Annotated in this window: 11 protein-coding genes; 9 read left to right on the forward strand and 2 right to left on the reverse strand. The window is 44.9% G+C overall.

Annotated elements, in window-relative coordinates; all coding sequences use genetic code 11:
- Positions 1–23 precede the first annotated feature (23 nt).
- From G636_RS19090 to trpS, 9 genes are all read left to right on the forward strand, one after another.
- Positions 24–641: a histidine phosphatase family protein gene (locus G636_RS19090; protein ID WP_051227103.1), complete on the forward strand. Its 618-nt coding sequence runs from the start codon at positions 24–26 to the stop codon at positions 639–641.
- Between the two features lie 62 nt (positions 642–703).
- Entirely contained in the window at positions 704–2,023 is a 1,320-nt protein-coding gene (locus G636_RS19095) for a hypothetical protein (RefSeq protein WP_051227104.1), read from the forward strand.
- Between the two features lies 1 nt (position 2,024).
- A complete protein-coding gene (locus tag G636_RS0116525; protein WP_026508965.1) occupies positions 2,025–2,693 on the forward strand; it encodes a DUF6320 domain-containing protein in 669 nt (222 codons plus the stop codon).
- A gap of 65 nt (positions 2,694–2,758) precedes the next feature.
- Positions 2,759–3,955, forward strand: coding sequence for a pectin acetylesterase-family hydrolase (locus G636_RS0116530; RefSeq protein WP_026508966.1), 1,197 nt, complete (start codon positions 2,759–2,761; stop codon positions 3,953–3,955).
- A 74-nt stretch (positions 3,956–4,029) separates the two neighbouring features.
- Positions 4,030–4,812 carry a tRNA pseudouridine(38-40) synthase TruA gene (truA, locus tag G636_RS0116535; RefSeq protein WP_026508967.1) on the forward strand — a complete coding sequence of 261 codons (783 nt, stop codon included), beginning with the start codon at positions 4,030–4,032 and terminating at the stop codon, positions 4,810–4,812.
- A 211-nt stretch (positions 4,813–5,023) separates the two neighbouring features.
- Entirely contained in the window at positions 5,024–6,718 is a 1,695-nt protein-coding gene (rho, locus tag G636_RS0116540) for a transcription termination factor Rho (RefSeq protein ID WP_026508968.1), read from the forward strand.
- Between the two features lie 435 nt (positions 6,719–7,153).
- Entirely contained in the window at positions 7,154–8,599 is a 1,446-nt protein-coding gene (gene glgA, locus G636_RS0116545) for a glycogen synthase GlgA (protein WP_026508969.1), read from the forward strand.
- Between the two features lie 130 nt (positions 8,600–8,729).
- Positions 8,730–10,376 (forward strand): putative polysaccharide biosynthesis protein, encoded by a 1,647-nt coding sequence (locus G636_RS0116550; RefSeq protein WP_026508970.1) that lies wholly within the window; start codon positions 8,730–8,732, stop codon positions 10,374–10,376.
- A 91-nt stretch (positions 10,377–10,467) separates the two neighbouring features.
- Positions 10,468–11,478 carry a tryptophan--tRNA ligase gene (trpS, locus tag G636_RS0116555; protein ID WP_026508971.1) on the forward strand — a complete coding sequence of 337 codons (1,011 nt, stop codon included), beginning with the start codon at positions 10,468–10,470 and terminating at the stop codon, positions 11,476–11,478.
- Positions 11,479–11,616: 138 nt separating this feature from the next.
- Here trpS and G636_RS0116560 read toward each other — a convergent pair whose 3' ends face one another.
- Together G636_RS0116560 and G636_RS19825 are read right to left on the reverse strand one after the other, a co-directional pair.
- Positions 11,617–13,386 (reverse strand): Rqc2 family fibronectin-binding protein, encoded by a 1,770-nt coding sequence (locus G636_RS0116560; protein WP_026508972.1) that lies wholly within the window; start codon positions 13,384–13,386, stop codon positions 11,617–11,619.
- A 46-nt stretch (positions 13,387–13,432) separates the two neighbouring features.
- Positions 13,433–14,797 carry an HD-GYP domain-containing protein gene (locus tag G636_RS19825; RefSeq protein ID WP_051227105.1) on the reverse strand — a complete coding sequence of 455 codons (1,365 nt, stop codon included), beginning with the start codon at positions 14,795–14,797 and terminating at the stop codon, positions 13,433–13,435.
- Between the last annotated feature and the right edge of the window lie 524 nt (positions 14,798–15,321).

Genomic DNA, 15,321 nt, shown 5'->3' on the forward strand with positions numbered 1-15,321 from the left:
TAAATGAAAGGCTGTATTTGTAAATGTATCTGTATTTGGTAAGACACGGCGAGACCAGCTGGAATAAGGAAAAGCTCTTTCAGGGAGGCACTGACATAGCGCTCAATGATGAGGGAAGAGCTCAGGCAAAGGCTGCGTCAGAGAGACTCTTAAAGGCCGGCATAGTATTTGACAAAGTAATATCTTCGCCTCTTGGAAGAGCGGTGGAGACAGCTCTGGTACTTAGTGGTAAGTCAGACAAAGAGATCATGATAGATGAGCGTATCAGAGAAATGTCCTTTGGAAGTCTGGAAGGAACAGACTACTATGCTGTAAAGGATAATAACGCGCTGCTCTTTAATGAGCCCCTGACCTACGTTCCCCAGTGCGGAGAGGAGACCTATGACAACCTTTATGGCAGAGTCAGGTCTTTTCTGGAGGATATAAAAGAGCTGGAAAATAAGGCAGATAAGGTCCTGGTATCTACCCACGGGGCTTGTATGAGAGCGCTTCTCACTGTCCTTAGGGATACAGATCCCAATCTTATGTGGAAGATCAGCGTAGGTAATTGTCAGTTCTTTAAGTTCAGACTGGAAAAAGGATTGTATCTGGAAGAGGATGCGTCCGATATAAATACCGAGATCAGAAACGGTAACGTGTAGCTGCTTCTATCTTATCCTGTGAATTAATTAAAAATAACAAATGGATGGTTTTGCGATCATAGATGGCTAAGAGATCAAGTAAATGGTACCAACTGGATAATGCTGCCAAGATCATCCCCTCTACAGTCAGAGGGGCTAATACCAGGGTTTTTCGAATAAGCTGCGAGCTTAAAGAGGATGCAGACCCTGTGATCCTGCAAGAGGCGCTGGATGAGACCATAGAGGAGTTTTCATACTTCAACAGTGTCCTTAGGAAGGGCGTATTCTGGTATTATCTTGAACACAGAGATAATCTGAAGGCTACGGTCAGTCCCGAGAATCTTCCTCCTTGTTCCAGACTTTATTTTGCCGGCAGAAAAAATCTCCTCTACAGGATCATATATCACAGAAAGCGTATCAGCCTTGAGATGTTTCATGTGCTGGCAGACGGTACAGGTGGCTTTATATTCTTCAAAAAGCTGATATTAAATTATTTGTGCAAAAAGTATGATATTGATATATCTTCTGAAGGACTTGATAAATCATCTGCGACTGAGAAAAACACTGATGCTTTCAGGGATTTCTACCAAAGAGGAAGAGGACTGGGGCATCTTCGTAATCTCTCCTCCAGAAAGGCCTTTAAGCTTAGAGGTGAAAGAGATCTGGACAAGTTGCCCCATCTGGTGGAAGGCTGTATGTCTGCGTCAGCATTTCTTAAGGCAGCTCATGACCATAAGACTTCTGTAGGCGTACTGGCCACCAGTCTCTACATCGCTTCTGTTATAGATGTGATGAATGTCCATGACAGAAAGAGGCCTATAGTAGTCAGTGTACCTGTCAATCTGAGGCAGTACTTTCATTCCGAGACTACCCGCAATTTCTATGGCACAATCACTATAGTCTATGAAGTTGAAAAGGAAGGGACAGAGCTTGAGAATATCATAAAGGTGGTATCTGAGTCCTTTAAGGAGCAGCTCTCTCAGGAAAATATCGCTGCAACCATGAATTCCTATTCTGCTCTGGAGCGCAATCCTGCTCTTAAGATATTGCCCCTTTTTATCAAGGATATAGGTATAGTGGGCTTTAATGCGGCTGCCAAAAGGGGAGTTACATCCACCATGTCCAATCTGGGCAATATAGATCTGCCAAAGGAGTGCAGCAGCTACATTGACAGGTTCTCCTGCTTTATGCCTGCTCAGTCACAGCAGATATGCCTTTGCAGCTATCAGGATAAGATGGTATTTGGCGAAGTATCACCCTTTGTGACTCATGATGTCATGATGCATTTCTTCAGGCGATGCGTGGCTATGGGGATAGATGTGGAAGTGACCAGTTCTGACCACAATGCCGATCCCGAAGTGATACTGGCCTTTGAAGAAGAAAGGCTTAATAAGGAGATATAAGATGCAGTATTGTCCCAAGTGCAAGATACATGTAAGAGGATATAAGACGGCCTGTCCCCTTTGTCAGGGCAAGCTGGGAGGAGATCCTGAGCTTCCTGTTTATCCCGTCCTTGCAGGCAGGGTATCGGAGTTTTCCATAGTGAAGCTGGTGACCTTTGCCTGTGCAGCACTGGCTATCATCATGTTTATCATCAGATATTTTGCCATACATGATCTTGGAGTGAGCGCAGACTGGACCGGTATAGTGATATTTGCAGCATTCCTTGTATGGCTGGATACAGCCCTTGCATTTACCCTGCGTGGTAATGTGCTCAAGATGGTGACCTTCGAAGCCTATGCCATTATGGTAGTGCTGATAGGAGTAGACAGATATACAGGCTTTTTTGGCTGGTCCTTTGCCGTGCCGCTGCCTCTGATATTCCTCTTTTTGCTCATCTTTACAACTGTTTACGGCCTGGTGACAGGCTCCCATTTTGAAGATATGGTATATTATCTGCTGATGGATTTTATTGCCTGTCAGCTTCAGTGGATACCTATGCTCAAGAACATGAACCCTATGGAACTTCCTGCAGTGATATCTATTGCGATCTATCTCATACTTCTGGTCGCAGTTCTCATATTCAGATTCAGAGATCTTAAGAATGCTTCAGTCAAAATGTGGAATGTATAGTTTTTGCTTTAATTTTCATGTCATTTATATTCAGAATCGGCAAGACTATATGATTTGGAGAATCTATGACAGATACAAGTAACGGGTCCAAAGGACCCCTTTTTGCATATAAGATGGGAGAGAGGCTGGAGAATAGGCTGGGAGAAGCTATAAGGAATACTTCTCTTCAAGCTCCGGTCCTTGAAGAGGGCATGGAAGCGGAGATGGGCAGTTGGTACAGGGTCCCTCTTGCTGATGGCATGAGCGGAGATGGGAGTGCTTATCATATCTATGTCAAAAAAGCCCAGTCCAAAGACCTTATCATTTTTTTCTCGGGAGGAGGAGTTGCCTGGAATGAATATACGGCAGCCAGGCCTTCCACAGGCGGCAGGATCACTGCCGGTGAGCCCAATTTCTATTGGAATAATCTAAGGCCCTTTACCCAGATCATGAATATCAAAGTGGGCATCACAGAGGATATCAATCCCAGAAATCTGTTTAAAGACTGGAATCAGCTTGTGATCAGCTATGCAACCGGGGATCTCCATGTAGGGCGAAATGAATTTCCCTATAAGGATGAAGAGGGTAAGGAGAATATCCTACATTTCCATGGATATGATAATTATAAGGCGGCTATGGAGGCTGCCAAAGGGCTCTTTCCCGATCCTGAGAGGCTCCTGATAGCAGGAGACAGTGCGGGGGGCTTTGCTGTGCCTGCGCTTGCAGAAGAGATAGCGGATGATCATTACCCTCTGGTCAGGGATATTACTCTTTTGTCTGACAGCTCGCTCCTTCTTTATGACAAATGGAAGGAGACTGCCAGGGATATATGGAGGTGTCCGGATCATCTATGGCAGGCTATTGAGAGTGATAATATTACTCTGGACTGGTATAAAAGACTTGTAAAGTCATCTCCGGGGCGCTTTAGATGCCTATATGCCAGTTCGGTTAGAGACTACCTTCTGGCTGCATATCTCAATGATATGGAATACAGGATCTATGGTTCTTACAGCGAGGTCCAGGAGGAGTATTTTGATCAGATGAAAGAGATGATAGGGGAGCTTAAGGAGCTGGACGCGGGCTTTCATTTCTTTATCAGCGACTTTAAAAATATGATGCTGATAAAGGGCGGTATGAGAGGGGGCACCACTCATACACTGGTGCGTACACTGAATTTTCATAATCCGGGGCCTGATGGTGTGTCCATGGAGAGATGGCTTTATGATGCTGTAAACGGCGATCCCTATTCCTGTGGTCTGTCACTTATCCGGGATGAGCCTTAACAGATGCCTTGCTGCAAGATATCACAGCTGCCGGGCAGATATACTAAAAGTAATGAAAGGTTTTAAAAGAATTTATGCAGGAATTATCAGGATCTGTAAACAATAATTACAAGCTTCTCATCAAGTATGACGGAAGCCGCTTTCAGGGCTGGGCCAGGCAGCCCGGCGTAGAGATGACTATTCAGGGCAAGATAGAGACAGTCCTTAAGAGAATGCTGGAGGAAGAGGGGGTAGAAGCCGATTATCCAATCAATCTCATAGCTTCCGGTAGGACCGATGCAGGAGTACATGCCCTGGGCCAGGTTGCCAATATCCATCTGCCCACCAGGAAAAGCCCCGAGGAGATAATGTCCTATCTTAACAGATATTTGCCCGATGATATAGCGGTAGAAGAGCTGATACTTGCTTCCGAGAGATTCCATGCCAGATATAATGCCAGGGGCAAGACCTACAGATACAGTCTTTATGCAGGCAGCAGCAAGCCTGTATTTGACAGAAAATATCTCTATGTATTGGATGAAAGGCCGGATATAGAGCTTATGAGAAAGGCCTCCCTGGTCCTTACCGGTCATCATGATTTTAAGGCTTTCTGCGCCAATCCCAGGATGAAGAAATCCACTGAGAGAAATGTGGACAAGATCAGGATAGAAGAAGATGGTCCTTATATCCGTCTCTATTTTCATGGCAACGGTTTCCTCCAGAATATGGTCAGGATATTGACAGGTACCATATTAGAAGCCGGCTATGGCAGGATGAGCCCTGAAAGGATTAACGAGGTAATGCAAAGCGGCGACAGGAAGCAGGCTGGCCCCACCGCTCCGCCACAGGGCCTTTGTCTTATGAACGTAGACTACTGATCATCAAAACGAGCGAGCAAGCTGGAGACGGTTGGAATACCAATAAAATACTTATGATATTTAGTGCTTGATTAATTCCGTGAAGATATTAAAATAGATACCGTAGTGTCCGATATCATCTATGTGAAGTTCAGATATCAAATTTCTGAAGTATTTCGACACCAATCGTGTGTATAACACATATCCCATAATTAGTTACTAAAGGAGACATATGAGAGAAAGATACGAAACGCTGAAGCTGGCTGACCTTAGGGCCCTGGCAAAGATACGCGGTATCAAATCTGTTACAACTCTTAAGAAGTCAGAGATCATCGATCAGATGGTAGCTCTGGATGAGAAGCAGCCACAGGCTGAAGCAGCGGCTGATACAAAGGCTGCGCCTGCAGCCAAGGAAGAGAAGGCTGAAAGCAGGAAGTCTGCCCGCAGGGAGACTACTGCAAAAGAAGACAAAGCACGCAGCAGTAAAGGAAGATCTTCCAAGACCCCTGCAGCTGCAGATGAAACAGCAAAAGAGGCAGTAAAGGAAGCAGCACAGGATAAGAAGGAAGCTCCCGCAGCTGATCGTGCCCCTCAGGGAGATAAGGGCAAGATCACAAGAAAGCATGTGATAATAGGGGGTATGGGTGCTCCTTCCAGAAATGGACAGGCTCATCCTCAGACTCCTTCCAAAGCTCCCATGCAGCAGCCGGTTAAGACCTCAAAACCAGCCGAGCAGCAAAGGAATGATTTTGCAGAAAACAGGAGTGAAGCTTCTGATAATACAGCAAGAGAAACCCAGGAAGAGAAGGGAATCAAGGCATCCGGTATCCTGGAAGTAATGCCTGATGGCTTTGGTTTTATCAGATGTGAGAATTATCTTCCCGGTGAAAATGATGTATATGTGGCTCCTGCCATGATCAGGAAGCTGGGCCTTAGGACCGGTGATATCCTGGTAGGTTCATCCAGGGAGAAAACAGATAAAGATAAGTTTGGGGCACTGATCAAGGTAGATTCCGTTAATGGATACAGTCCTGAGATCGCAGCCAGAAGGACCAGCTTCCAGAAGATGACTCCCATCTTCCCTGATGAGAAGCTGATACTGGAGAGAGAAGGCGGACCTGTAGCCATGAGGATCATGGATATGATCTGTCCCATTGGTAAGGGTCAGAGAGGTATGATAGTATCTCCTCCCAAGGCCGGTAAGACTACACTTCTCAAGGATGTAGCCAAGTCTATTCAAAAGAATTACCCTAATATCCACCTCATTATCCTGCTCATAGACGAGCGACCAGAGGAAGTAACGGATATCAGGGAGTCTATAACAGGCGAAAATGCTGAAGTCATCTATTCCACATTTGATGAGCTTCCCGAGCACCATACAAGGGTGGCTGAGATGACCATAGAAAGAGCAAGGCGTCTTGTAGAGCACAAGCAGGATGTTATGATCCTCATAGATTCTATTACACGTCTTACAAGAGCCTATAACCAGGTAGTACCTCCGTCAGGTCGTACACTTTCAGGTGGTCTTGATCCTGCAGCTCTCCATATGCCCAAGAGATTCTTTGGTGCAGCTCGTAATATGAGAGAGGGCGGCAGCCTTACCATTCTGGCAACAGCACTTATAGAGACCGGCTCCAAGATGGATGATGTAGTATACGAGGAATTCAAGGGAACAGGTAACATGGAGATGATCCTGAATCGTAAGCTTCAGGAGAGAAGAGTATTCCCTGCTATCGACATTCCCAAGTCATCCACCAGAAGAGAGGATCTGCTGCTTAGTCCTGATGAGATGGAAGCTGTTAATCGTATGCGAAAGGGCTTCATTGGCCTTAAGGCAGATAATGCGGTGGATCAGGTCATCAATCTATTCTCACATACCAGAAATAATCGTGAGTTCGTAAGGACTATAATGAGACAGATGTTCTGATATATGTGATATCATAAGGATGACGAAATTACGGATATTATTAAGGGAGCTATCCTGCTTGTGGATAACTCCCTTATAAATGTATTTTCGGGCATAAAAAAAAGCCTCTCGGCCTGTTTTTGGGAGGAGGGGCCGCCCGGCGGGGAACCGGACGACCCGGTATGAAAAAAGTTTTATTGGGGGAGTCGAAAGTGTTTCCACTTCCGATAATTTTATGATATCCGAGAAAAATGAACGCTTTGTGAACAAAGCATGAATTAAACGTGAAAATATACGATATTCCGATTATATTTAAAACGATATTATAAGCTATCGTCGTATATAATGGTCCAAGATACGGGCCATTTGGTCATTTGGGAGATAATTGATTTATGATCCCCGCTTTTGTGGTATACTAATATAAGATAAAGTCTATAAGAAGAAAGGGAGCTGATAATGAAAAACATATTATTTGTAGCATCCGAAGGAGTTCCTTTCATTAAGACAGGTGGGCTGGCTGACGTTGTCGGTTCACTTCCCAGAGATATTGATCGAAGATATTTTGATGTGAGAATCATCATTCCCAAATATACCTGTATTTCCCAGAAGATGAAAGATAAGATGGAATATATGACCAGCTTCTATATGGATTTCCATTGGAAGAGGGAGTACGTAGGTATATTCAAGGCTGAGGTCGATGGGATCAAGTATTACTTTATTGACAACGAATACTACTTTAACGGACCCAAGCCTTATTGCGATGATGTGAAATTTGAGATTGAAAAGTTTGCATTCTTTTCCAAAGCTTCATTGTCAATACTGCCTGTAATAGAATTTCATCCCGACATCATCCACTGCCATGACTGGCAGACCGGACTGGTCCCCGTATATCTCAAGGAGCGCTTCCAGGGCAATGACTTCTACAGAGGGATCAAAGCCATCATGACTATACACAATCTCAAATTCCAGGGCAGATGGGACAAGAGACTGGTCAAGGATATCACAGGACTGCCGGATATGTATTTTACACCGGATAAGCTGGAGATGTTCGGAGATGCGGACCTTTTAAAGGGCGGCATAGTATATGCCGATGCCATCACAACAGTGTCCCAGACCTATGCGGAAGAGATCAAGACAGAATTTTACGGAGAGGGCTTAAATGGTCTTCTCAAGTCCAGGGAAGCTGACCTTAGGGGTATTGTAAATGGAATTGACTATGATGATTTCAATCCCGAGACAGATAAGTATATTGAGTATCCTTACAATGCCATCAATTTCCGCAAGGAGAAGGTCAAGAACAAGAGAGCTCTCCAGAAGGAGCTTGGACTGAGCCAGGATGACAGGACCATGATGATAGGTATCGTGTCCAGGCTTACAGACCAGAAGGGCTTTGACCTTATCAGCTGCGTAATGGATGAGCTGTGTCAGGATGCGGTACAGTTTGTAGTACTGGGCACCGGAACAGAGCAGTACGAGAATATGTTCAGACATTTTGCCTGGAAGTATTCCGACAAGGTATCCGCCAATATTTATTATTCAGAGGCTATGTCTCATAAGATATATGCGGCTTCCGATGCATTCCTGATGCCTTCACTTTTTGAGCCCTGTGGATTGTCCCAGCTTATGAGCTTGCGCTATGGTACTCTGCCTATTGTACGTGAGACAGGCGGACTTAAGGATACAGTAGAGCCTTATAACAAGTTTGAGAGTACAGGAACGGGCTTCTCTTTCCTCAATTACAATGCTCATGAGATGATGCGTACCGTAAGGGATGCTGAGGCTCTGTATTATGATAACAGGAGAGAGTGGAACAAGATGATCGACAGAGCCATGGCTGTGGATTTCAGCTGGAAGGTTTCTGCGTCCAAGTATCAGGAGATGTACGACTGGTTAAGGCCATAAGCCCCGTACCCGTAGAACTGCGTCAGCAGTGATTTTATAACGAGCAAAAAGCGAAGCGTTTGTGAGTTTAACTACCGGCGACCATTTGAGGGAGGCCTCTGGTCGCCGGATAGTTTTGTTTGGAGTAAAGATGTCTTTTGAATCAACTAGTAAAGGTATTATCAAGCAGGCCGGGATACTGGCGGGGGCAGGGATCATCGTCAGGATCATCGGCCTTTTGTATAAGAGTCCTCTTACCTCTATCATTGGAGATGAGGGTAATGGATATTATAATTCTGCATATAACTGGTATATCATCATACTGATGATATCTTCATACAGTATACCTTCAGCGGTATCAAGGGTGCTGGCTCAGAAGTTTGTATTGGGTGAATACCGTAATGCTCAAAAGCTCTTTCGGGCAGCAATGATTTATGTACTTATAGTAGGAGCCATAGGATCATTGATACTGACGCTGGCTGCCAGGCCTATGGTAGGCGAGGGCGGTGCATATGTTCTCAGGGTATTTGCGCCTACTGTATTTCTATATGGACCCCTGGGAGTACTAAGGGGCTATTTCCAGGCTCATAAGACCATGGTCCCCACGTCTGTATCTCAGATAGCCGAGCAGATCATCAATGCTGTGGTGAGTATCATGGCTGCATATTTCATGACAGGATATGCTGTCAGGACCTCTGCCAATAAGGCTGTATATGGTGCTGCAGGCTCTGCTCTGGGAACCGGCGCAGGAGTACTGCTGGCTCTGATCTTTATGTCACTGGTATATCTATATAACAGGAAATATATCAGAAGAAACCTTGGCAAGGATGCTCATCCCACTGACAGCTACAAAGACTGCTTTGTCATGATCATAACTGTGGTGACACCCTTCCTCCTTAGTGCTTTTCTCTATAACATCACTCCCAATATCAACCAGAAGCTCTTTTACCATGTGATGCAAAAGACAAGAGGACTTACAGAGAGTGCCACGGCTTCATTATACGGAGTATATTCAGGTAAGGCCCTGACCATTACCAATATTCCTATAGCAATGGCTTCTGCAATGGCTGCTGCCATGATCCCGGGTATATCCGAAAAGTTCATACAGGGAAGGCTCGAAGAGGCCAATACCATAGCTACCAAGGTCATAAGGATATCTATGATGATCGCCATCCCGGCAGCTGTGGGCTTGTGCGCTTTGGCACGTCCTATTACCATGATACTGTTTCCTCAGAGGGCCTCTCTGGATCAGGCCTCACTTCTTCTGGCAGTGCTGGCTGTGACTGTTATATTCTACTCCCAGTCTACCATCACCAATTCTGTACTCCAGGGAACAGGTAGAGCTTCAGTACCTGTAAAGAATGCATTGATCGCGCTTGTACTTCAGACTGTGCTGCTCCTGATCCTTTTATATGTATCGCCTCTGGATAATATGGTATTGGTGGTGACCAGAGTATTCTATGCTTTTATCATGTTCCTGCTTAATGACATAGCCTGCAGGAAGAGGCTGGGGCTTAAGATAAATGCCATACAGGTATATATCATGCCGTTTATAGCTTCTGTCATAATGGGAGGGGCCAGCTTTGGTCTGTATTACCTCATCACCCTTCCTTTTGGAGGCTATCGTGGGACAGGTTATCTTGTAAATCTCCTTGCTACTGCCGTTGCTATTATGGCAGGCGCTGTAGTATACGGAGCTTTTCTCATAAAGACTCGCGTCCTTACAGGAGATGATCTTAGGAGTCTTCCCGGAGGCAGGAAGCTGGCAGGGCTTATTAAGATTAAAAACAATACCTAAATAAAATATTGATGTGACATATGTAGCAAACGGATGATATACTATGACAATAGAGCCTCGCTTTGGGGAGGTAATAATTAAGGAGTAAGGTATGGAAGAGAATACGATCAAAAAGAAAGTAATGCTCTCGGGCATACAGCCCAGTGGAGATCTTCATCTGGGTAATTACCTTGGAGCTATCAAAAACTGGGGAGTCAGGAGTGAAGAATTTGACTGCTACTACTTTATGGCAGATCTTCACACTATCACTGTAAGACAGGAGCCTAGTCAGCTCAGGAGAAGGACTATAGAGCAGCTGGCTCAGTATATTGCATGCGGTCTGGACCCTGAGAAGAATACCCTTTTTATCCAGTCTCATGTTCCTGAGCATACACAGCTGGCATGGGTGCTTGAATGCTATACCATGTTTGGAGAGCTCTCCAGGATGACACAGTTTAAGGATAAGTCCTCCAAGCACAAGGACAATATCAACTGCGGTCTGTTTGCATATCCCTCATTGATGGCAGCGGATATCCTTCTCTATCAGCCTGATTATGTGCCTGTAGGAGAGGATCAGAAGCAGCATGTAGAGATCACCAGAAATATTGCAGAGAGATTCAATGGTATCTACGGCGATGTGTTCAAGATCCCGGAACCTTATATTCCCAAGGCCGGCGCCCGTATCTATGGTCTGACCACACCTACAGACAAGATGAGTAAGTCTGTTCCTGATGGCTGCGTATTCCTGATGGATGATCCTGATGTCATCGCCAGGAAATTCAAGAGAGCTGTCACAGACTCGGATACAGAGAATTGTGTTCGCTATGACAAGGAGAATAAGCCCGGCGTAGCTAACCTGATGAATATCTATTCTGCAGTGACCGGTAAGACCTTTGAAGAGATCGAAAAGGAATTTGAGGGCAAGGGCTACGGAGTATTCAAGCCCTGTGTAGGAGAGGCTGTTATCGAAGCCCTTCGTCCTATCAGGGAAGAGACTAACCGTATCCTGGCAGATAAGGAATATCTGGAGTCTGTTTACAAGGACGGCGCAGAGAGAGCTCACAGGACTGCATTTAAGACTTTGAGAAAAGTATATAAGAAGGTTGGTTTTGTACAGCCCTGATAATAAAGCTCATTTTGACTGTATAAAAGCAGTATCTAGTAAAAGTCTCTTTGTAAAAAGATATTAATAACAAAAGATCGCATCAGCGGACTTATGGTCCTGCAGATGCGATCTTTTGTTTGTGCTTAAGTCACAAATTTATTCATCTAATTGCTTTAATGAGCTGATATCCGGCTTAACAGCCATGGAATAGTTGGTATAGTAGACCACAAAGCCCGGCTTTGCACCACCCGGCTTTTTGACATCCTTGCGCTTTAGGTAGTCTATCTCGGCCTTTTCCTGATCTCTGGCCTTGGAATAATATCCTGCCAGGGCTGCAGCTTCTTCAAAGGCTCTGTCGGGGACTTCATTTCCACCCGTCCTTAGGATGACATGGGAGCCCGGCATGCCCTTGGCGTGAAACCACCAGTCGCCGCCATTTGCCACCTTAAAGGTCAGCATATCGTTTTGATAATTATTCTTTCCCACATAGATGTCAAAGCCGTCGGAGGAAAGATAGTGAAGAGGGCTGCTCTTATCTCTGGCTTTTTTCTCTTTGCCGCCGGCAGGTCTCTTGTGGATATAACCGCATTCAATCAGCTCTTCTCTGATAGGTAGCAGATCAGCCTCTGTCAGGGCTATATCCAGGGAGTTCTGAATGGATTCCAAATGGTCGATCTCTTCTTTTACCTGCAGAGTCAGTTCTTCCAGATTTTCAGCAGTTCTTTTGAGCTTGTTGTATCTGTCAAAATATTTCACAGAATTCTCATGGGGGCTAAGCTGGGGGTCAAGAGGGATGGTGATGTCTTCCCCTGTGTTGTAATTATTGACAGTGGCAGTCTTTGCTCCCTGGCTGATGCTATAGCCATATGCATTGAGAAGCTCGCCCCATAGGCGGTATTTATCCTTCTTTTTGGTATCTGCGAGCTGCTTGATCTGCAGGTCGTATTTTCTGATGTTCCTCTCAAGGCTGGTAGAGACTATTTTTCTAAGGTCTGTGGACTTTTGTCTGATCCTGGTGATGGCACTCTTCTCAGCGTAGTAGAAACGCAAGAGATCTGACATCCTCTCAAAGGATCTGGAGCTGCCTTCTGCGCCGTTTTCGTAGCTTTGAAGGGGGAAGGCAGCGTATTCTGCAGGCTTGCCATTTTCATAATAGAGTGTTGGAGTAAATGCAGACTCCTTTACCCTGTTCATAAAGAGCTCGAATACATTGTATAGCCTGGTAAGATTGTCACTTGTAAGCTGAGAGCCGGGAACTGAAGGATCCTGGTCTGCCCTGAAGCAGATCTCGTGAGCCATGGTGGAAGCAAAGCCTGTAAATGAGGCACACAGCGCCTTGAATACAGGAGCATTTGATCCTCCTATAAGTGACATAAAACGGTCTTTGTCTGTTTCACCGGGATCGGCCTTGGCCTGCTTGTCAGGAACAAAATAATCCCTGCCGGGCAGCACTTCTCTCACTGATGAAACAGAAGAGGGGATATGCTTGATGGAATCTATGATCTTGTTATCTTCATCGATGATAATGATATTGGAGTATTTGCCCATGAGCTCTATAAGGAGAGTGATGACCCTAAGATCGCCCATTTCATCCAGATGTTCAACAGCGATGCGTATGATCCTCTCCATGGAGGGCTGTGTAATAGAGATGATCCTGCCTCCTGAGAGCTTCTTGCGCAGCATCATGCAGAAGGTGGGAGCCTGAGGGGGGCTGACCTTGTTTTCCTCAGACAGGTATACCAGGGGGAGAGAAGCATCTGCAGACAGATATAATCTTATCTGGCCTCCTCCTCTTTCTATAGTCCTTTTTATGGTAAGGACGATCTCGTCCTTTTCGGTCTGTGCTATTTTATTGATCCTGCCGTCTACGCAGGATGCGGCTATCTCTGAAACAAGACTGGCCACTGTAAATCCGTCAAATGCCATGATCAACCTCGATATAAATAGTATTGTCAGGCTATTATAACATAAACTAATCCATGGTGATGGATCCGTCGCCTATCAGGCCAAGGAAAATATTTGCGATAACAGGGTCGAACTGCTTGCCCTTGTTGGTTACGATCTCGTTTATGATAGTATCTCTGGTCAGCTTTTTTCTGTAGACTCTGTTGGAATTCATGGCATCAAATGAGTCTGCCACGCAGATCATCCTGGCAATAAGGGGGATGTCTTCTCCTGAGAGCCCCTTGGGATAGCCCCTGCCGTCATAACGCTCGTGATGGTAGAGAGCGCCTTCCCCGACTCCGCTAAGACTCTTAAAGCTGCTGAGGATCTCGCCGCCTTTAATTGTATGAGATTTGATGATTTCATATTCCTCAGGTGTAAGCTTGCCGGGCTTTCTGAGTATATTGTCAGGTATGCCGATCTTGCCGCAGTCATGGAGAAGGGCTACGTAGTATATCTTATCCAGTTCTTCTCCCTTATAGCCCATTTTGGAAGCAATCATTCTGGTATATTCTGCTACGCGGCCGGAATGGCCATGAGTATAGGGATCCTTGGCATCTATAAAGCCTATAAAGGTCTCGATGGCCTCCTGGATGATCTCATTATCACGCATGTGCCTCTCGTTGTATTTGTGTATCTGAGAGGAGCTTACAGCATAATTGATAAGTGCCAGGAGCCATATCAGGCCCGCTCCGATAGATATCCAAAAGAGAGGTTCACCAATAATATTTCTCTTGAAATGGTATGTGAGATCAAGAACGGAGCCAAATATACTGTCGCCTATTTTTACATATAGGATCAGTCCGGGAACAGTAACCTTATGAGGCTCTACGGGTATTTCCATGGCATTGATCGTGGAAGAGGGATAATATACCAGATAATCACCGGGGTTCATACGTACCAGTACATCGCCGTCGATTTGAACTGTGTCCAGAGTATAATCACTTGCATCATAATCTCTCAGATCCGGCACTGTATTAACATATTCTTTTTCATCAATAAACTGATGTATTTCCAGAGATCCGTTCCAGGCAGAGAGGAGAAAGACCTCTGTGTTAAAGGCCAGCTTAAAGCTATAGTCAGATATTTCATCTGCTGTATTGTTGCAGACATTAAAATCATAGGTATAGGCCTGATAATTTGGGTCTGTCAGCCCTTCATCATAGAGATCAAAGCATTTGGTCCAGGTGCTACCTCTGGCAGCTGCTCTGACGGCTACGGGTACGGATCCTGCAATAATATCAGTGAAGAGAGACTGAGAGGAATAAGTCCCTTTATGTTCCGTTTTGTTGTAATTATCTGCTTTTATAAAACTGACAATAAATAGGAGAACTGCTATCAGCAGGACAATGACAAAGGATATGCGGATTGTGATTAATCTGGCTGTTTTCATATCAGTCCTCCTAAAGACATGGATATACATTCTTGGATAAAACATCCAAGAATGTATGCAAATAGGCCATTTGAGAGCGGCTAGGGCCGCTGGGCCTATTTGCCAGCAACATATTCTCACGAAACACGCAGTAAATGCGTGTTTCTGAAGGCTCATCTAATAATACATACATATTTATTTCGGCAAAAAGAATCAAAGCTGAAGTGAAAAGTTAAATTCCACTTCAAAAACGTCATTCTGAAAAGTGGAAGTTACTCTTTCAGAAAGGCGTTTTTTCTTTGGCATAGTTCCCAAAAGTTGAATTTACTGTTACAATAATTGCCTGTCAGAGGGTTTTAAATCCTCTGATGGCATATTTCTGGACATGACTAATAAGCGAAACTCAAACGTACATTTTGCGGGTGTAAGAGTGAATTCCACTTGGTTGTGGGGGTTATTGACTTGTCATGTCCGATTTGTGCCTTATGCATTTAGAGTTCCTTTTACTTTTTCTTTTTGAGTAAGTAGGGTTTGAGTATCACTTC

It is taken from the genome of Butyrivibrio sp. MC2013 (assembly GCF_000424585.1).
GTDB lineage: Bacteria > Bacillota > Clostridia > Lachnospirales > Lachnospiraceae > Butyrivibrio.

Coding starts and splice junctions, on each gene's coding strand:
- G636_RS19825 (WP_051227105.1), bottom strand. CDS start 14,797: ATGAAAACAGCCAGATTAATCACAATCCGCATATCCTTTGTCATTGTC.
- glgA (WP_026508969.1), top strand. CDS start 7,154: ATGAAAAACATATTATTTGTAGCATCCGAAGGAGTTCCTTTCATTAAG.
- G636_RS0116525 (WP_026508965.1), top strand. CDS start 2,025: ATGCAGTATTGTCCCAAGTGCAAGATACATGTAAGAGGATATAAGACG.
- G636_RS0116530 (WP_026508966.1), top strand. CDS start 2,759: ATGACAGATACAAGTAACGGGTCCAAAGGACCCCTTTTTGCATATAAG.
- rho (WP_026508968.1), top strand. CDS start 5,024: ATGAGAGAAAGATACGAAACGCTGAAGCTGGCTGACCTTAGGGCCCTG.
- G636_RS19090 (WP_051227103.1), top strand. CDS start 24: ATGTATCTGTATTTGGTAAGACACGGCGAGACCAGCTGGAATAAGGAA.
- G636_RS19095 (WP_051227104.1), top strand. CDS start 704: ATGGCTAAGAGATCAAGTAAATGGTACCAACTGGATAATGCTGCCAAG.
- truA (WP_026508967.1), top strand. CDS start 4,030: ATGCAGGAATTATCAGGATCTGTAAACAATAATTACAAGCTTCTCATC.
- G636_RS0116550 (WP_026508970.1), top strand. CDS start 8,730: ATGTCTTTTGAATCAACTAGTAAAGGTATTATCAAGCAGGCCGGGATA.
- G636_RS0116560 (WP_026508972.1), bottom strand. CDS start 13,386: ATGGCATTTGACGGATTTACAGTGGCCAGTCTTGTTTCAGAGATAGCC.
- trpS (WP_026508971.1), top strand. CDS start 10,468: ATGGAAGAGAATACGATCAAAAAGAAAGTAATGCTCTCGGGCATACAG.